18 protein-coding genes and 1 tRNA gene are annotated in these 18,283 nt (G+C 57.4%); 3 read left to right on the forward strand and 16 right to left on the reverse strand.

What is annotated here, in order from left to right:
* Positions 1 to 42: 42 nt before the first annotated feature.
* Positions 43 to 543 carry a twin-arginine translocase TatA/TatE family subunit gene (locus tag HMPREF2854_RS01125; protein WP_070617936.1) on the reverse strand — a complete coding sequence of 167 codons (501 nt, stop codon included), beginning with the start codon at positions 541 to 543 and terminating at the stop codon, positions 43 to 45.
* Positions 544 to 697: 154 nt separating this feature from the next.
* Here HMPREF2854_RS01125 and HMPREF2854_RS01130 point away from each other — a divergent pair, with 154 nt between their 5' ends.
* Entirely contained in the window at positions 698 to 1,264 is a 567-nt protein-coding gene (locus HMPREF2854_RS01130; RefSeq protein WP_232219343.1) for an O-methyltransferase, read from the forward strand.
* A 54-nt stretch (positions 1,265 to 1,318) separates the two neighbouring features.
* On the opposite strand, the gene HMPREF2854_RS01135 is transcribed toward HMPREF2854_RS01130, so the two are convergent.
* The 3 genes from HMPREF2854_RS01135 to HMPREF2854_RS01145 all read right to left on the reverse strand — a co-directional run bounded on the left by HMPREF2854_RS01135 (position 1,319) and on the right by HMPREF2854_RS01145 (position 3,887).
* Entirely contained in the window at positions 1,319 to 1,486 is a 168-nt protein-coding gene (locus tag HMPREF2854_RS01135; RefSeq protein ID WP_070617939.1) for a DUF3117 domain-containing protein, read from the reverse strand.
* A 135-nt stretch (positions 1,487 to 1,621) separates the two neighbouring features.
* Positions 1,622 to 2,392, reverse strand: a complete 771-nt coding sequence (locus HMPREF2854_RS01140; protein ID WP_070617942.1) for an LOG family protein — start codon at positions 2,390 to 2,392, stop codon at positions 1,622 to 1,624.
* Between the two features lie 13 nt (positions 2,393 to 2,405).
* On the reverse strand, positions 2,406 to 3,887 hold the full coding sequence (locus HMPREF2854_RS01145) for an NAD(P)H-quinone dehydrogenase (RefSeq protein ID WP_070617945.1): 1,482 nt from the start codon (positions 3,885 to 3,887) through the stop codon (positions 2,406 to 2,408).
* A 94-nt stretch (positions 3,888 to 3,981) separates the two neighbouring features.
* On the opposite strand from HMPREF2854_RS01145, the gene HMPREF2854_RS01150 reads away from it, so the two are divergent.
* Together HMPREF2854_RS01150 and HMPREF2854_RS01155 are read left to right on the forward strand one after the other, a co-directional pair.
* Positions 3,982 to 4,812 (forward strand): purine-nucleoside phosphorylase, encoded by an 831-nt coding sequence (locus HMPREF2854_RS01150; protein ID WP_070619450.1) that lies wholly within the window; start codon positions 3,982 to 3,984, stop codon positions 4,810 to 4,812.
* Positions 4,813 to 4,863: 51 nt separating this feature from the next.
* Complete coding sequence (locus HMPREF2854_RS01155; protein ID WP_070617948.1) at positions 4,864 to 6,561, forward strand: phospho-sugar mutase; 1,698 nt, start codon at positions 4,864 to 4,866, stop codon at positions 6,559 to 6,561.
* 78 nt (positions 6,562 to 6,639) lie between these two features.
* On the opposite strand, the gene deoC is transcribed toward HMPREF2854_RS01155, so the two are convergent.
* The 12 genes from deoC to HMPREF2854_RS01215 form a co-directional block, all read right to left on the reverse strand.
* Positions 6,640 to 7,290, reverse strand: coding sequence for a deoxyribose-phosphate aldolase (gene deoC, locus HMPREF2854_RS01160; protein ID WP_070617951.1), 651 nt, complete (start codon positions 7,288 to 7,290; stop codon positions 6,640 to 6,642).
* Positions 7,291 to 7,295: 5 nt separating this feature from the next.
* Positions 7,296 to 7,844, reverse strand: a complete 549-nt coding sequence (locus HMPREF2854_RS01165; protein WP_070617953.1) for a hypothetical protein — start codon at positions 7,842 to 7,844, stop codon at positions 7,296 to 7,298.
* 3 nt (positions 7,845 to 7,847) lie between these two features.
* Positions 7,848 to 9,134 (reverse strand): thymidine phosphorylase, encoded by a 1,287-nt coding sequence (locus tag HMPREF2854_RS01170; protein WP_070617957.1) that lies wholly within the window; start codon positions 9,132 to 9,134, stop codon positions 7,848 to 7,850.
* Position 9,135: 1 nt separating this feature from the next.
* Complete coding sequence (locus HMPREF2854_RS01175) at positions 9,136 to 9,549, reverse strand: cytidine deaminase (protein ID WP_070617959.1); 414 nt, start codon at positions 9,547 to 9,549, stop codon at positions 9,136 to 9,138.
* 65 nt (positions 9,550 to 9,614) lie between these two features.
* Entirely contained in the window at positions 9,615 to 10,889 is a 1,275-nt protein-coding gene (locus tag HMPREF2854_RS01180) for an ABC transporter permease (RefSeq protein ID WP_070617962.1), read from the reverse strand.
* On the reverse strand, positions 10,886 to 12,184 hold the full coding sequence (locus HMPREF2854_RS01185) for an ABC transporter permease (RefSeq protein ID WP_070617965.1): 1,299 nt from the start codon (positions 12,182 to 12,184) through the stop codon (positions 10,886 to 10,888). Before HMPREF2854_RS01185 ends, HMPREF2854_RS01180 begins: the two co-directional genes overlap by 4 nt.
* Positions 12,181 to 13,734 (reverse strand): ABC transporter ATP-binding protein, encoded by a 1,554-nt coding sequence (locus HMPREF2854_RS01190; RefSeq protein WP_070617968.1) that lies wholly within the window; start codon positions 13,732 to 13,734, stop codon positions 12,181 to 12,183. The genes HMPREF2854_RS01185 and HMPREF2854_RS01190 overlap by 4 nt, the downstream gene beginning before the upstream one ends.
* 101 nt (positions 13,735 to 13,835) lie before the next feature.
* Positions 13,836 to 14,924 (reverse strand): BMP family lipoprotein, encoded by a 1,089-nt coding sequence (locus HMPREF2854_RS01195; protein WP_070617971.1) that lies wholly within the window; start codon positions 14,922 to 14,924, stop codon positions 13,836 to 13,838.
* Positions 14,925 to 15,176: 252 nt separating this feature from the next.
* Positions 15,177 to 15,812: a 50S ribosomal protein L25/general stress protein Ctc gene (locus tag HMPREF2854_RS01200; RefSeq protein WP_070617974.1), complete on the reverse strand. Its 636-nt coding sequence runs from the start codon at positions 15,810 to 15,812 to the stop codon at positions 15,177 to 15,179.
* A gap of 131 nt (positions 15,813 to 15,943) precedes the next feature.
* Entirely contained in the window at positions 15,944 to 16,924 is a 981-nt protein-coding gene (locus HMPREF2854_RS01205; protein WP_034506786.1) for a ribose-phosphate diphosphokinase, read from the reverse strand.
* Between the two features lie 11 nt (positions 16,925 to 16,935).
* Positions 16,936 to 17,967, reverse strand: a complete 1,032-nt coding sequence (locus HMPREF2854_RS01210) for a bifunctional UDP-N-acetylglucosamine diphosphorylase/glucosamine-1-phosphate N-acetyltransferase GlmU (RefSeq protein ID WP_070617977.1) — start codon at positions 17,965 to 17,967, stop codon at positions 16,936 to 16,938.
* Between the two features lie 164 nt (positions 17,968 to 18,131).
* Positions 18,132 to 18,203 (reverse strand) — tRNA-Gln (locus HMPREF2854_RS01215).
* Positions 18,204 to 18,283 lie beyond the last annotated feature (80 nt).

The raw sequence follows: 18,283 nt of genomic DNA on the forward strand, positions 1-18,283 counted from the left end.
AACTATTTTGATTCAGGGCGCGTAAATATGGCTACCCCGTGTCTATTTTCCGCGCTTCAGCGTCTTCGCCCTGGTCTTCATCGTTGGCGAGGACGACGTGCGGATCCGCCTGGGTTTGACCGGCGCCGCAGGTGCGGGAGTCGGCCTGGCCTGAGTAAGCTGAACCCCCTCGGCCTTCGTTGCCGATTGCGCTGGCATCTTGCCGGTACCACTCGATTTAGGAGCGGACGGTCTAGATGAGGGCGGCATCGGGGAAAGCGGATTCATGAGCTTCTTCCACTCATCCATCTCCTCTTGAACGGCCTCGCGAATCAAACGACGCGGATCATACTGGCGCGGATCGAGCTTTGACAGATCAACCTGCTTGAAGTCATCCCCCATCTGATCATCCAGCGTAGCCCGCCACTTCGTGAGTTGTAAGCGCGTGCTCTTCACAATGCGCGTCACGCCCTTTGCCACCGCCGGCATCCTCGAGGGGCCCACAACCAGCATGATGACCACAAGGATCACCAAGAATTCACCGCCACTGATTGAAAAACCCATAACCCCATTCTAATCGTGCACGAAACTATTAGCCCAAGACGATAAACTATACGCATCTGCGCAAAATTTTTCGGGAAAGGGGCGCATCATCGCTACCGATAAGGCACTCAGCTGGTCCTACTGCGAGGAATTCGTACCCGAGGGCGAGGTTTTAATGGCCACGCGCCTCCAGGCCGAAGAGCTCGGATGCACGCCCATCTCACCTGGCACCGGAGCAACCCTGCGCTCCCTCGTTGCCGCGTGCGGCGCCAAAGCAGTAGCTGAAATCGGCACGGGCACGGGCGTTTCCGGACTGTGGCTACTATCCGGCATGAGCGAAGACGCCGTCCTCACCAGTATTGACTTTGACGCGGAACACCATCGCGTTGCCCGCGCCGCATTTGCCGCGGCGGGAATGAGGCCACCGCGCACCAGGCTCATTACCGGACGCGCACTCGATGTGCTCCCCCGCATGGCCTCACGTACCTACGACCTCATGTTCCTAGACGGAGCCGTTAGCGAAACCCCCGAATACGTTGAGCACGCAACGCGTATGCTCCGCCCCGGTGGTCTCATGATCATTGCGCACGCCCTCTGGCACGACCAGGTAGCAGACCCAGCCAGGCGCGAACCAGACACGGTTGCCATGCGCCAGCTGGCCAAAGATATTGCGGACTCCAGCAACTGGGTCACCCAGATCCTCCCCGTAGGTGATGGGTTGCTCGTGGCCATCCGCCGATAAACAAAGCCAAACAAAAATGGTGCCGGCAGATGGCCGGCACCATTTTTGTAAACGCTAAGAAATCGCCTCTTGAAGTTCCTTCGCAAGCACCTTCGCTTCATCAGGCGTGAGCTCAACAACCAGGCGCCCACCACCCTCAGAAGGAATACGCATCACGATTCCGCGCCCCTCCTTGGACGCCTCCATAGGGCCATCTCCAGTACGAGGTTTCATTGCAGCCACGTGTAAATTCCTTCCCCTCGTCTACGGGCGATCACGATTTAAGCCGCCCTATACCCCCTTCATTCTATCGCGACACGTGAGTTTCGGCATGAGAGAGCGCAAAACTGCCCGCATTCACACCACTACTGGTCACATTCACATGCGCTGATCGCGCGAGCGTTTGATGTCGTCAGCCAGGAAATCTTCTATCACCGCCATGGCCTGCTCGGGCGTATCAACGAGGTGGATCAAATCCATATCGTCCTCGTGAATCATTCCCTCTTTCACCATCACGTTTTGTAACCAATCCACCAGACCGCCCCAGTAGGAGCTATCAACCAGCATTATTGGGAAACGGCGAATCTTCTCGGTCTGTACCAGCGTGAGCGCTTCAAACAGCTCATCAAATGTGCCAAAACCACCCGGCATAACCACAAAACCTTGCGAGTACTTCACAAACATGAGTTTGCGCGTAAAGAAGTAGCGGAAGTTCACGCCCAGATCAACCCACTTGTTCATGCCCTGCTCGTGGGGTAGCTCAATGCCGAGGCCAACCGAAACTCCGCCCGCCTCAACCGCGCCCCTATTCGCAGCCTCCATGATTCCCGGGCCGCCGCCCGTAATCACAGCTAGGCCCCGCTCGGCAAGCATCCGGCCCATCTTGTGCGCAACCGCGTAATCCTCACTCTCGTGATGTGTGCGCGCCGAACCGAACACTGAAATCGCAGGGCCCACCTCTGAAAGCGCGCCAAACCCCTCCACAAGCTCGGACTGGATACGAAGCACGCGCCACGGGTCCGAATGGATCCAATCCTCATCAGACTGCGGCTTCAGCAAATACGCATCGGTGGTCTCTTTGGGCACCTGCCTACCCCTGTACAGGAGCGGGCCGCGCCGGTAAGTTGGACGTTTCGTTTTTGGGCTCACTTTTTCTCCACAATCAGTGCAACATTCTGGCAACCTCGGACAAAGTGCCCGAAATCGATGGATAAACCGTGTATGCCGAAGACAGCTGATCAACCGTCATACGGTGTGTCACCGCGAGCGTCAGCGGGAAAATCTGCTCTGATGCGCGCTCGCAAACGATCACCCCACCCGTGATCACACCCGTGTCAGCTTCGGCAAAAATCTTCACAAAACCATCGCGAACACCCTGCATTTTTGCCCGCGGATTACGCGCAATAGGAAGTTGCGCGATCTTGATGTTCATGTGATTCGACCTCGCCTGATCTTCGGTCATACCAACCGTGGCAACCTCGGGCAAGGTGAAAATAGTAGAGCCCACGAGAGACACGTCCAAGGGCGTCACTGCATCTCCAAGGGCGTGCCACATTGCGATGCGCCCCATTTGCGCGGCCACCGAAGCGAGTGGGAACACACCCGTGCAATCCCCTGCCGCATACACGTGCGAGGCAGAGGTACGCGAGACCCGATCCACCTCAATGTGGCCGCGCTCAGTCAGGCGAACCCCGGCTGCCTCCAGGCCAATCCCCTTCGTGGACGGCACTGAACCCACCGCGATCAACACGTGGGAGCCACTTAAAACCTCGCCCGATTCCAGCTCTACCTCAACGCCCTGTCCTGTGCGCCTAGCGGCCTTGGCGCGCGCATGGCCTTTGATCACCATTCCGCGCCTCTCAAACACGTCTTCGATCAAGCGAGCCGCGTCCTCATCCGCATTGGGTAGCACGCGATCACGCGAGGACACCAGCGTCACCTTAGTGCCAAGCACCTGGTAGGCGCCCGCAAGCTCCGCGCCCGTCACACCCGAGCCGATTACAATCAAATGCTCGGGAGGCTCCTTCATGCCGTACAGCTGGACCCAGTTCAAGATCCTCTCGCCATCAAACGGCGAGCCGGGCAATGCGCGCGGGCGTGCCCCCGTGGCGATCAGCACCACGTCGGCACGTAGCGTCATCTCGATCTGATCCCTAGCGGCCTCTTCCCACCCCTTCGACACGAACACCTCGCGAGTGCCATCGGGAAGTAGCGAAGCCCCGATCTTGCCGACGCCATCAACCACGTTCACGCCCAGGGCCTCGAGGCCCGCGCGAATGTCACGGGACTGGGCGCTTGCCAAAGCGCGCACGCGCTCATTAATCCTCATCAAATCAGCCGTGGGACTATCCGTTCCCACGCCGATACCGAGCTCTTCTGCCTGCTCTGTTTGCGTCAACCACTGTGCGGTAGCAATGAGCGTCTTAGACGGCACCACATCGGTCAGAACCGCCGCGCCACCCAAGCCCTGGGCCTCCACCAGCGTGACCTTGGCACCAAGTCGAACCGCGACCGTCGCGGCCTCATACCCGCCCGGACCGCCGCCAATAATCACAACCTTCGAGCCCTCTCTAACCGGCGACGCTGCCGGCTCAGCCCCAAGGCGGTGCGAACCTGAATCTGCGGCCTGCTCGACGCTAGTCATACGATCAATCCCTCACTAAAAATTAATAGGCTGCTTCCCCATTGTTACCTATCAAATGGTTCACCATCACAATTTTCCAGTAAAATAGATGGTTATGAATGAAACCAACCAAAACAATGAACTAGACGTTAATGACCCTTTTGGAAAAGCTGAAGAAGCAGCGAAATATATCGCGGATCGCACCGGCGTAAAGCAGCACGACATCGCCCTTGTCCTCGGATCCGGATGGGGCGGAGCAGCCGAACTTATCGGCAAAACCGTAGCCGAGATTCCTGCCCACGAAGTTCCCGGCTTTTCCAAGCCAGCAGTTGAAGGCCACGTGGGACTAACCCGCTCCATCGAACTTCCCAGCGGCAAGCACGCCCTAGTCCTCGGATCACGCACGCACTACTACGAAGGACGCGGCGTACGCGCCGTGGCCCACGGTATCCGCACCGCCGCGGCAACCGGCGCGAAAATCGTGGTACTCACCAACGGGTGTGGCGGCCTGCATCCCGAATGGACACCGGGCCAGCCCGTCCTCATCAGCGACCACATTAACCTCACGGCGGCCTCACCCCTCGAAGGCGCAACGTTCGTTGACCTGACCGACCTGTACTCGCAAAGGCTTCGCGACCTCGCGCACGAAATTGACCCGACCATTCCCGAAGGCGTCTACTGCCAGTTCCGCGGGCCCCACTACGAAACCCCCGCGGAAGTGCAAATGGCGAAGGTTCTAGGCGCCGACCTGGTTGGAATGTCTACCACCCTTGAAGCTATCGCCGCGCGCGAGGCGGGGATGGAAGTACTCGGCATTTCCCTCGTTACTAACCCGGCGGCAGGCATCTCAAAAACTCCCCTGTCACACGAGGAAGTAATCCAAGCCGGACAAGCCGCAGGCCCGCGCATCTCGGACCTGCTTGCCAACATTGTCCGCAACCTTTAATAGCGCCCGACCGGGCGCCCCAGCGCATGCGCTGTTACCGGAAGGAAACCCATGGCGACATTCAATGAACGCCTAATCCAACAGTGGATCGACGACGATCCGGACGAGAAATCGAGAGCCGAAATAGAGGCCCTCCTCGCCGCCTACAAAGCCGGCGGAGAAGGAAGCGGCGAAGCTGAAGCTGAGCTGACCGACCGCTTCGACGGCACCCTCGAATTCGGCACGGCTGGTCTGCGCGGCAAACTTGGGGCCGGCCCCAACCGCATGAACCGCGCAGTCGTTATCCGCGCGGCTGCCGGCCTCGTCGCCTTCCTCAAAGAAAAAGTTGGAGACGACTTCACCCTGGTTGTGGGCTACGACGCCCGCTACCAATCCGACCAGTTCGCAAAAGACACGGCCGGCATCGCCACTGCGGCCGGCGGGAAGGTCTACCTGTTCGACCAGCACCTGCCCACGCCCGTCACCGCATTTGCGCTCCGCCACCTGAATGCGGACGCAGCCGTCATGGTCACGGCATCACACAACCCACCCCAAGACAACGGCTACAAGGTGTACCTGGGCGGACGCGCTGTCAATGATTCAGGCCAAGGCGCGCAGATCGTGCCTCCCTTCGACACGCAAATTTTTGACCAGATCAAGGCCGTAAAGTCGATCAAGGCAGTGCCGATTGCCGAAGACGGTTGGGAAACCCTGAGCAAGGACATCCTGAACGAGTACCTGACTCGGGCCGCATCGCTAGTCCCCACAGGGGCAAAAGACCTGCGGATCGTCCTGACCTCCATGCACGGCGTGGGTGGCGACACCTGCCTCGAGGCTCTTCACCGGGCCGGTTTCGAGGACGTGCACATCGTCAAAGAACAGCATGATCCAGATCCCGACTTCCCCACCGTTGCGTTCCCGAACCCGGAGGAACCCGGCGCCCTGGACCTGTCCTACGAACTCGCACGCAAGGTTGATGCTGACCTCATCCTCGCCAATGATCCGGATGCTGACCGCATGTCGGCCGCCATCAAGGATCCGCGTGCCGAAGGCGGCTGGCGCCAGCTGGCCGGTGACGAGGTAGGCACCCTGCTGGGAGAAAAAGCAGTTCGCGAGCACGCCGGAACCGACGCGGTGGTGGCCAACTCCATCGTGTCTTCCCGCCTGCTGTCCCAAATTGCCGCGCACTACAACGTTGCCTACAAGGCGACACTGACCGGCTTCAAGTGGATCTCGCGCGTGCCCGGTGTTGTATTTGGCTACGAGGAGGCTCTGGGTTACTGCGTTGACCCCGGCTTTGTTCGCGACAAAGACGGTATCACCGCATGCCTGGAGCTCGCCCAGATGGCAGCTGAGCGCAAGGCGGCAGGCTCGTCGCTACTGCAGGCGCTGAACGACCTCGCACGCCGCCACGGTCTTTACGCAACCGCTCCCCTGTCCATCCGCGTCTCGGACCTCTCCCTCATTCCGAAGGGCATGGAGAACCTGCGCGGAGGTAGTCTCAAGGAGCTTGCCGGCTCCCCGTTGGCGTCCGTGACCGACCTGTCGGAAGGATCCCCGGAGCTTCCACCTACAAACGGCCTCGTGTTCCTATCCGAGCGCGGCGACCGCGTTGTGGCCCGCCCATCCGGCACGGAACCAAAGCTCAAGTGCTACCTCGAAACCATTGTTGCGGTTCCCGAGGGTGCCAGCATGGATGATATTCGAGACGAAGCCGATCGCCGTCTTGAACTCATGAAGAAAGACATGCGCGACGCGCTCGGCATTTAGCAACTAAACGCCAGTAGATGCGCACAAGATTGGGCCGGGCATTACAAATGCCCGGCCCAAAACTCTTGTTAGCTCAGATTAGTCATCCATGCCCGCGAGGATTGCCTTCGATGAAGACAAGCCAAGGCGGGAAGCACCGGCCGCGACCATCTCCAGCGCGGTCTTGGTATCGCGGATACCACCCGAAGCCTTAACGCCCAGGCGATCGCCCACGGTATCGCGCATCAGCTTCACAGCGTGGACCGAGGCTCCACCGGCCGGGTGGAAGCCCGTGGAGGTCTTCACGTAGTCAGCGCCCGCAGCCTCGGAGGCCTTGCAGCAAGCCACGATCTCCTCATCCGTCAGTGCGGCGGACTCGATGATTACCTTCAACAGCGCGCCCTCGCTGGCTTCGCGAACAGCGCGGATGTCGGCCTCTACCTCGTCAAACTTGCCTTCCTTAACGAGCTTCAAGTTCACAACCATGTCGATCTCCTGCGCACCCAGCTGAACCGACTGGCGAGCCTCCGCGGCCTTGACCTCAGGCATGTGCGCGCCCGATGGGAAACCGCAAACCACGGCAACCTTTAGGCCCTCGGGAACCTCAATCGGTAACTGGTTTGGCGAGACGCAGACCGAGAAAGTGCCCAGCTGCGCACCTTCCTCAATCAATGCCTCGACGTCCTTCGCGGTCGACTCGGGCTTTAACAGGGTGTGATCGATCATTTTTGCAAGTTCTGCACGCTTCATATTCTTTACATTCCTTCCGGTATCACAGCAACGAGAACGCGCTGCCAATTACCAAACGCGCGCTCGCGTGTGCAAGAGCGGGAGCGAGCAACAAAATCGCTCCACTCCATCGTCCAATATCTGCCCTCAGCGGGCTCAAAAATCTCTATCTGATTGCCCCTTATAGAGGCGGTAATCACGTGGCGAGGAATCACATCTGCAAAACACCACGGTTTCTTAACCTTCAGTGTTCCCCCGCCCGTGAAGAATGCGACGTCCTCGCCCCGTTTAAGGGCAGACAACGCCAGGTCTTCAATGCCTGGTATCCATGCGTATCGCCGATACTTTAGGCCCGTAGCACGGCTCAGCAGGCCCGTCATCGCCCACGGAGAAGTGCCCAAACTTCTTGGCCAGGGCATTCCCATGCGTGAGGCGATGCGGTGAACGCGTTCCTGTTGCAAAGCTGCCTCAGCCGCGTTCATATCCGCATACTTCTTGACGGAAGGCACATGTTTTGAAGCCACCTGGAGGGCGGCCGCAATGCCACACGTCGTATCCGTAGCCTGCCTATGCATCGGTTAGCTAATCCGATCAAGCACTACCGAGGCGCGCTCAGCCGGCTTCTCATCACCGATGTCGTAGCCGCCTTCCAACGTCTGCAGTGCGCGCTCAAAACGCTGTGGCGTTGCCGTGTGCAACGTCATGAGCGGCTGGCCCTTAACCACCTTGTCACCCGGCTTTGCGTGAAGCTCGATGCCTGCAACGGCCTGAACCTCCTCGCCAGCGCGAGCGCGACCCGCGCCAAGACGCCAGGAAGCCACGCCAACTGAAAGCGCATCGAGGCGGGTTAGGTACCCATCTCGCTCGGCAACAACATCGTGCGTGTCCTTTGCAACCGGGAGTGGAGCATCCGGATCGCCACCCTGAGCGGTGATCATTTCCCTCCAGCGGTCCATTGCGCGCCCATCCTTCAAAGCGGCCTCAATATCCGCATCAGGCTTTCCAGCAGCGGTGAGCATCTCGCGAGCAAGTTCAACGGTCAGCTCAACAACATCCTCCGGACCACCGCCCGCAAGAACCTCAACGGACTCACGCACTTCGAGGGCATTACCAACCGTAAGACCAAGCGGAGTGGACATATCGGTAAGGAGCGCGGAGGTCTTAACGCCATGATCGGTGCCAAGATCAACCATTGTGCGGGCAAGCTCACGCGCCTTGTCAAGATCCTTCATGAACGCACCCGAGCCGACTTTCACGTCCAACACGAGTGAGTCGGTACCCTCCGCGATCTTCTTCGACATGATCGAACTGGAAATAAGCGGAATGCAATCCACGGTGGACGTAATGTCGCGAAGCGCGTACAGCTTCTTATCTGCGGGAGCAAGGCCTGAACCAGCTGCACAGATTACGCATCCCGGCCCGGCCAGCATGTCGATGACTTCCTGGTTGGATAGGTTTGCCCTCCAACCGGGAATCGACTCTAGTTTGTCGAGAGTGCCGCCAGTGTGCCCGAGTCCGCGCCCAGAAAGCTGCGGGACAGCCACGTCAAATGCGGCAACCAGCGGTGCAAGCGGAAGCGTGATCTTGTCTCCGACACCGCCCGTAGAGTGCTTATCTGCGGTGCGGCGCGGAAGCGAGCTGAAGTCCATACGCTCACCGGAATTGATCATTGCGAGCGTCCAACGCCCAATCTCGGCGCGCGTCATTCCGTTTAGGAAGATCGCCATCGCCATGGCAGCCATCTGCTCTTCACCCACGTCACCGCGAGTGTACGCATCGATGATCCAATCGATTTCTTCGGGGGTTAGTTCCCCACCGTCACGCTTGTGACGAATAACGTCTACAGCGTCAAAAGTTTTCTTCATGTTATGACCTTTCAACTTCGTCGAGGTCGTCTGGGCCGAACGCGTCCGGAAGGACCTCGGCCATTGTCTGAATGCCCCTCGGCATCTTCATAAGAAGCTGCTTGCCTCCGTGCTCGTACAAGATTTGCCGGCACCGGCCACACGGCACGATATAGTCACCATCCTGGTTGACGCACGTGAACGCTACGAGGCGGCCTCCACCTCCATTAATGAGGTCGGAAATCACCCCGCATTCAGCGCATAGTGTGACTCCTAGGCCCGCATTCTCCACGTTGCAACCGGTAACAATGCGCCCGTCATCTACGAGCGCGGCAGCGCCAACCCGGTAGTTCGAGTAGGGAGCGTAAGCTCTTTTGTTCGCAGCTACTGCCGCTTCATACAGCTTGGTCCAGACTTCATCAGTAATCTCAGTCATGGTTTTCCTTAGGGTGCTCCGTTAGCCCCCAAAATTTTGGGGGCTAACGGCAAATTGATTCCGGTTTACGGGTACGGTTTACCTTCTGCAGCAGGAGCGCGGACTACTCCGACGAAGCCAGCAACCGCGAGGATCGTAATCACGTACGGGATCATCAGCAAGAACTCGGATGGAACATTTGAGCCAACTGCCTGCATGATGGCACCAAGGTTCGTGGCAAAGCCGAACAGGAGGGCCGCACCGAATGCGCCCTTCGGGTTCCAACGGCCAAGGATCATCGCCGCAAGGGCGATAAAGCCGTTGCCGGCAGCCATGTCCTTCGAGAACGCGAGGCCCTGACCGATCGTGAAGAATGCGCCACCCAGGCCGGCAAGAGCGCCGCCCAGCAACACGTTCATCCAACGCGTACGGTTTACCTTGATACCCACGGTATCCGCGGCACGCGGATGTTCACCACAAGCCCTCATGCGCAGTCCCCAACGGGAGTTGAAGACCATGAACTGCAGGATGATTACCGTGAGGAACATCAGGTACACGAGGATCGACTGGTTGAACAGGATCGGGCCGATTACCGGAATGTCCGCAAGTACGGGGATCTTCAAGTTCGGCAGACGGTTAACCGAGTTCAAAGTCTCCGCGTTGTACTTCAGTACCGTGGAGTAAAGGAACGAGGTTAGACCAACCACCAGCATGTTCAGCACAACACCCACAATGATGTGATCGGTGCGGAAGTTGATAGTGAACAGTGCAAGTAGCACGGCAACTAAAGCGCCCGCGATTGGCGCGCCAATGAGGCCGAAGTACGGATTACCCGCGACGGAAGCCACAACCGCGCCAAGGAAAGCACCGAATAGCAGCTGACCTTCAATCGCAATGTTAATAACGCCGGAACGTTCGTTGACTACACCAGATAGCGCACCGAATACGAGCGGCGTAGCAAACGCTAGAGCGCCGGTCAGCAGTGACACGGCCGGCAGGTGTGCGTCCTTGCCCGCAATGGTGGAGAGCAAGAATGCGATCACGAACGGTACGGCCACGGCTACCAGTAGCCAGCCGTTTACGTGCTTGCGTTCCTTAGCCAGATACCAGATGTATCCAGTTACGGGTACCGCGATTAGCACCATGATCCACGAGGTCAGACCGGCTGGCAAAGTGGTATCCGGAATGGTGAACCACGAGGTTGCACCCGCCCACGAGACCGTTGAGTTTCCCCTGGTGGTGAACGCGATGAGTACCGTGAGGACTGCCATTACGGTTGCTGCGATCGGGTCGCGCAACTGCATCTTCAGGCGAATGTCATCGCCTGCCTTCTTATGCTGAACTACGTTTTCAGTGCTCACTTTGCGGCCTCCTTCTTAGCTCCAGCCGAGGCGCGCGCAGCCACCTTTCGCTTATTGCGGTAGTACTGAACTGCTTCAGATGCCGCAATCAACAAAACGATGATCGCCTGCGTGACCTGAACAATGTCCACAGGAATTCCAGCGGCTGCCTGCATGGTGGAGCCGCCTGCAGCGAGTGCGCCAAACAGGATGCCGGCGAGGACGGTGCCGAGCGGCGTTGATTTACCAAGCAACGCAACCGTGATTGCGTCGAATCCGTATGATCCGGCTGTAGCGCTGGTAAGGAACTTCTCGGTGCCCAACACGGGAGCTGTACCGGCAAGACCGGCGAGACCACCCGAGATCACAAGCGTCAAGAAGATGACGCGCGGAACGGAAATACCGGCCGTACGCGCTGCGTGCGGGTTTGCACCAGCGGCGCGAAGTTCGAAACCAAACGTGGAGCGTTCCAACAGCCACCATACGAAGACGGCAGCCAGGATCGCGATAATGAATGAAAGGTCAAGACGGTAGTTTGAGCCAAGTAAGCTCGGGTACGTGGCCGTGTCGGCAACGTACATTGACTTACCTGCCGAACCATCACCCTTCATGAACTCCTGGCTCAGCGTCCACGAGAGGAACAGTAGAGCAATAGAGTTCAACATGATGGTCACGATAACTTCATTTGCGCCGACCTTTGCCTTCAAGAAGCCCGGGATAGCGCCCCACAGAGCACCACCCAAAACAGCGCACACGATCGCAACAATGAGGTGCAGGACAATCGGAAGGTGCAGGTGCATGCCCACTACTGTGCCCACAAAAGCACCCATGATCAGCTGGCCCTGCACACCGATGTTGAACAGGCCCGCGCGGAACGAAACCGCGATTGCAAGACCGGCAATGATCAGTGGAACCGAACGAGTTAGCGTCTCAAGAAGAGGTTTGATACCAACCGCGAAGGAATCTGCCTGATAGTTGTAGATAGAACCTCTAAACAGCGACGAGAAGAAGCTTTGGAACGTGGATCCAGCCGCTTGGAAGAAGTCCGACGGCTGCGCAAAAAGATAACCGGCAGCGGTTTGGACGTCCTCGTTGAAGATCACAACAATCAACGCGCCAAGCACCAGTGCAACAGCAATAGCACCTAGAATCACGGCCGTATTGATCGAGAACAGGCGCTGCGTCAGCCGGCTACCGAAAGGAACCTTGTCAGATTCCGCCTTCTTTTCTGCCGGCTTTTCAACTTCGCGCTCTTGCCCGTGGATCTCACCAGGCAGTTTCTGGTTAGTCGGCTGCGGATTTGTTTCCTGACTCATTCGCCAGCCTCCTCAATCTTCGTTGTATGAGCCTGCGCCTGCGCCTCTTCAAGAGGCACACCAGCCATCATGAGGCCGAGCACAGAACGCGGCGTACCCGCCGGAACAATGCCCACGATCTTGCCGCGGTACATAACCGCGATACGATCAGCAAGCGCATCCACCTCGTCAAGCTCTGTAGAAATCACCAAGACAGCGGTGTCGTTGTCGCGCTCTTGCACGATGCGTTCGTACACAAACTCGATGGAACCAACGTCGAGGCCACGAGTGGGTTGTGACGCCACGAGGGCCTCTAGATCGCGCGAAAGTTCACGCGCCAAGATAGCCTTCTGCGCGTTACCGCCAGAAAGCGTAGAAATCGGATCGTGGATTGATGTCACGCGAACGTCAAACATGTCGCGTAGTTTCTCCGCGTGTTTTTCCACCACCGCGGGCAACATATTGATGCCCTTGGCAAAAGGTGCCCGATCGTAAACGTCTAGGATCATGTTCTCTGCTATCGAGAACGAGGCGATCATGCCGTTTGTTGACCGGTCTTCCGGGACGTATCCAAGGCCCTTCTTCTGCAAACGTTCCTTGATGGTGAATGCGGCAAGATCTTCACCGCTGATCTTAATGGAGCCAGAGTTTGGCTCAATATCACCGAGGATCGCTTTGGCAAGCTCAGTTTGGCCGTTGCCCTGCACGCCCGCTACACAGACGATTTCGCCCTTGTGAACGTCCAGGCTTACCCGGTCGAGCAGGATGTTCCCCTCTTCGCTTACAACCGACAGGTCCGAAACGGATAGTCCCACTTCGCCCAGCTTTGCCTCGTTCTTATCAACATCAAGCTTCACGGGGCGGCCAACCATCTGGGAGGCCAATTCGGTTTCCGTGGACTGCGGGGATGCCTCACCAACAACCTTGCCGCGCCTAATCACCGTGATTCGGTCTGCAACCGCTCGCACCTCACGTAGCTTGTGGGTAATGAACACGATTGAAGTGCCCGATTCCTTGAGCTGAACCATGATGTCCATGAGCTCATCGGTTTCTTGCGGCGTGAGCACTGCGGTGGGCTCATCCAAAATCAGAACCTTGGCCTCGCGCGACAGCGCCTTAATGATCTCCACGCGCTGCTGCGCGCCAACTGAGAGATCTTCAATACGCGCATCCGGGTCGATATCAAAACCGAAACGAGCCGAGAGCTCGTTAACCAGTTTGCGTGCCTTGGTCTTATTTATAACGCCAAGCGCTCCAGTGGGCTCGTAACCGAGGGCTACGGATTCCGCCACTGTAAAAACAGGGACCAGCATAAAGTGCTGGTGCACCATACCAATGCCAGCTGCGACCGCATCTCCGGGGCCGCTGAAATGAACCGGCTTATCATCAATCAGGATCTCACCGCCATCTGGCTGGTAGAGACCATAAAGGACATTCATCAAAGTTGACTTGCCCGCACCATTTTCACCAAGAAGAGCGTGAATCTCCCCAGGCTCGACGGTGATGTTTATGTTGTCGTTAGCGACGAGCGGACCGAAAACCTTGGTGATGCCTCGAAGTTCGAGTTTCACAATGTTTTCCTTCGTTTCAAAGCGCCCATAAAGCCAGGTAAGGCCCGGATGCCGAGAAGGGCGCCCGGGCCTTACCTACTTGTATTGGTCAGCTCTGTAAATTACGGCTGGTTCTTGGTCTCAACCTTGATCTTGCCAGAGATGATGTCCTGCTTAATCTGCTCAACCTCGTCCTTGAGCTCTGCAGGAACCTTCGAATCGAAGTCGTGGAACGGTGCGATCGAAACGCCGCCGTTCTCGAGATCGCCAACGTACTGCTCCGAAGTCCAGTTGCCATCAGCAACAGACTTGATCGTGTCGAACACTGCCTGGCCGATCTCCTTCATCACCGAGGTGAGGATGTACTGGCCCTGTTCCGGCTGGGTGAGGTAACCGTCAGCGTCAACCCAGATGACGGAAACGCCGTCAGATTCGGAAGCAGCGGTGAGCGCGCCAGCGCCAACCGGACCAGCTACTGGCATGACAATGTCAGCGCCCTGGTTAATCAGCTGCTGAGCGGTGTTCTTACCCTTAGCGACATCAGAGAAGTCACCGGTGTAGGAGCCTTCCTGGCTCTCCATGTCCCAGCCAAGAAGCTTCACGTCGGTCGAGTGGACCTCGTTGTACTTCATCATGCCGCCTTCGAAGCCATCAGCGAAGATAGCGGTCGAAGGAATCTTCATGCCAAGGAAGGTACCGATCTTACCGGTCTGGGTCATGCCCGATGCGAGGTAGCCAGCGAGGTAGCCGGCCTCAGCGGTGTTGAACACAAGTGCGCGAGCGTTCTCCGGCTGGTTCTCGAAGGTCGAGTCAACTAGAGCGAACTTAACGTCCGGGTGCTCAACAGCCTTAGCCTCAAGCTGAGCGGCCATCTTGAAGCCAACGCCGATGATCAGGTCACAGCCCTCATCCACCATCGTGGAGATGTTCGGATCAAAATCAGCATCCGAGTTCGACTCAGCGGTCTTCACCTCAACGCCGAGTTCCTTCTCAGCGCGCTTCAAACCTTCATAGCCCGACTGGTTAAACGACTTGTCGTCAAAGCCGCCCTCGTCAGAAACCATGCAAGCCTTGACATTGCTTGCACCCTGCGCGCCGCCGGTCTCGCCGCTTGCGCCTTCGTTACCGCCTTGATCCGGGGCCGAACCGCAAGCTGCCAGCATCAATGCTGCTGCAGCAGCAACCGCAGATACCTTAATCGTTTTCTTCACAGTTCCTCCTGTGGAAAGGTTTTAGAAGTTTGACGAGTCTCCCCCGCAATCTGGCAAGGTCCGCTCGTATGCACGTAACAGTATAACCGATATAGAAGGCCCCCAGAACTCTGCTTCATGATCGTAAGCGAACAGTTATATTTGCGGCCTGTCTAGCCGAATCCGCACATCACACGTCAAGCCGAATAAAAAAGCGGATTGGGAGACCCCGTCTCCCAATCCGCAACAGCTAAGTGGCTAACTCGGCGAGGATTACTCCTCTTCCGCAGCCTCTTCCTCTGCCTCAGCTTCGCCTTCAGCAGCTTCGCCCTCTTCAGTCTCTGCAACCTCAGGCTCCGGAACTTCCTCAGCAGCAACGATCGAAACCAGAACCTCTTCCGGATCCATCTCGTGCGTTACGCCCTCAGGCATTTCTAGCGCAGCAACCGTAAGGCTATCGCCCTCGGTCATGCCCTCAATGGAAAGCTCGAAGCTCTGCGGGATAGCAATAACCGGAGCCTTGACCAGGATCTCGAAGTGCTCCTGGTTAGCAACCATGTTGTCCTTGACTTCGCCGTGGACGATCAGCGGGACAGTAACCTCAACCATCTCATCGCGGCGAACCGCAAACATGTCAACATGCAGGATGTCACGACGAACCGGGTGACGCTGAATATCCTTAACCAGAGCAAGCTGCTCATTGCCATCGAACACGAGGTTAACAAGAGCGTTCGCGCTGTCCTTAACTACAAGGAACGTCTCGTGGCCAGGTAGATCAAGGTGGATCGGATCAACAAAATCAGAGTAAACAACGGCCGGAACTAGGCCGTCGCGGCGTGCGCGACGGGCAGCGCCCTTACCAAACTCGGTGCGAACCTTCGCTTCCATACGCGTAATATCAGCAGGCATTTATCCTCCTAGGATCTCTCAAAATGAACGTGACCCCGGATGGTGGTGCGAAACAATGCGTTTCGAACGCCCTGTCGATAACGGCCAGCAACGCCAGCCCTCGCCGAGGCAACTTCAATAGTGTAGCGAAATTATGCGACTCCGTCGAATAGCGACGTCACCGAACCATCGTCGAATACCTCACGAATTGCGCGCGCAAGAAGCGGGGCAATGGAGAGGATGGTTAGTTTATCGAACCGCTTGGACGGGACAATCGGAAGAGTGTTGGTCACAACCACTTCCCTAGCGCCGCATTCGGAAAGACGCTGGGTTGCCGGATCAGAGAGAACGCCGTGGGTTGCAACCACAATCACGTCCTTAGCACCCGAAGCAAGCAGAACCTTCACGGCCTCTGCAATCGTGCCGCCCGTATCAATGAGGTCATCCACCAAAACGCACTCGCGGCCCACCACGTCACCAACAACCCGGTTTGCAACCGCAACGTTTGGACGAGTGGTGTCGCGAGTCTTATGAATGAAAGCAAGGGGAGCTCCACCCAGCTTCTGCGACCATTTCTCCGCAACCCGAATACGGCCAGCATCAGGAGAGACCACCGCAACATTAGACAGATCCACGCGGGTACGGACATAGTCAACGAGGACTGGCATGGCCCAAAGGTGATCGACCGGACCGTCAAAGAAACCCTGCGCCTGAGCCGCGTGTAAATCTACCGACATGAGGCGGTCAGCACCGGCAGCCTTGAAAAGATCGGACATGAGGCGGGCCGAAATGGGCTCGCGACCAAGGTGCTTCTTGTCTTGACGTCCATACGGGTAGAACGGTGCCACAACGGTGATGCGCTTCGCGCTTGCACGCTTGAGCGCATCAATCATAATCAGCTGTTCCATAACCCACTTGTTGATGGGCTCGGTATGCGACTGGATAACAAACGCGTCACAGCCACGAACAGACTCGTTGAAGCGCACGTAAATCTCACCATTCGCAAAATCGTATGCCGTGGTGGGTAGAACACCCGTTTGAAGCTCCTCGCCAACAGCCGCCGCAAGCTCAGGGTAGGCTCGCCCTGACACCAGGATCAGGCGCTTTTCACCGGTGGTGATAATTCCAGTCACTTTAATTTCTCCTAAATGCGGTTTTGCAGCTGTTGGAAGGCGGGTAGAAGAGTGCCTGCTTCAACCAACGCGTCGAAGGCAAAGCAGTACGGCATGATGGAGCCCTCACCGACTTCTACATTACGTAGCGTCGTATGAGGGCCAATTTCAGAATAAGAATCAATAAAAGTGTTGCCTTCGAGGATGCAGCCCGGCTCAATCGTCACATCCGGCGCGATTTCTACATCAACATCAATCCACGTTGAGGTTGGATCAACCACGGTTACGCCCCCGCGCATGTGTTCTTCGAGGATTCGCCGGTTCATTTCCGCACGAAGCTCGGATAGCTGAACGCGGTCATTACACCCCTGCGCCTGCCACACGTCCTCAAGAATGAAAGCTCCACACCTGCGGCCCCGCGCAATAGCTGCTGCAATGGTGTCGGTCAGATAAACCTCACCCTGGTCATTATCCGTCCCAAGCGTAGGTAGAACCTCGGCGAGGAAAGCCGCATCAAACGCGTAGATTCCCGCGTTAATTTCCCGCACAGCTAGTTCGTCTTCCGAGGCGTCGCGGTGCTCCACGATCTTCGTAACCGCACCCTCTTCGCGAATAATCCGGCCATAACCCGTGGGGTCTTCCACAACGGTTGTCACAACCGTAACCGCATTCTTCGCACTCTCGTGCGCCTTCCCCAGCTCGCGCAGCGTCTGCCCAGTAAGCAGGGGTACGTCAGCGGACGTAACGAAAACAGTTCCCGCGAGCTCATCCACGTGCTTCGCGAGTTCTTCCAATCCGCACTGAACGGCGCGACCCGTACCCGGAATCTCATCCTGATCTGCAATCACAGCATCCGGCGCGAAATCCTGCACCATCTGCGCCACGCGATCACGCTGGTGACGAATCACCACAACCTGTTTTGCCGCCCCGGATTCTTCTGCCGCAACAATTGCGTGTCCCAAAAGCGGGCGCCCACACATTGGGTGAAGAACCTTTGGAGTATTGGACTTCATACGCGTGCCCTGACCTGCCGCCAGGACGATTACAGCCAACGGGTTACTCACATTCCCATCCTTTTGGTTTTGTAAAACCGCGAGAGTTACGCCAACACCTCCGATCTTAATAGGAACAGAGGCGCCGAGGCGAAAATTTAGGCAGACTCAATAAATTTTTGGGATGAAACGGGGCAGACAAGAAAAACTCCCACGCGTTTGCGTGAGAGCAACCGTTCCGCCCCTAGGATTCGAACCCAGACCTCAAGGCACCAAAAGCCTGTGTGCTGCCGTTACACTAGGGCGGAAAGCCACAAGTCATTGTGCCATACTTTAAAGCTGAGCACCTAAACGAAACCGGTGCCAGTGATCGAAGTTAAAATGCCCG

The organism is Actinomyces sp. HMSC075B09, assembly GCF_001812395.1.
Classification (GTDB): domain Bacteria; phylum Actinomycetota; class Actinomycetes; order Actinomycetales; family Actinomycetaceae; genus Gleimia; species Gleimia europaea.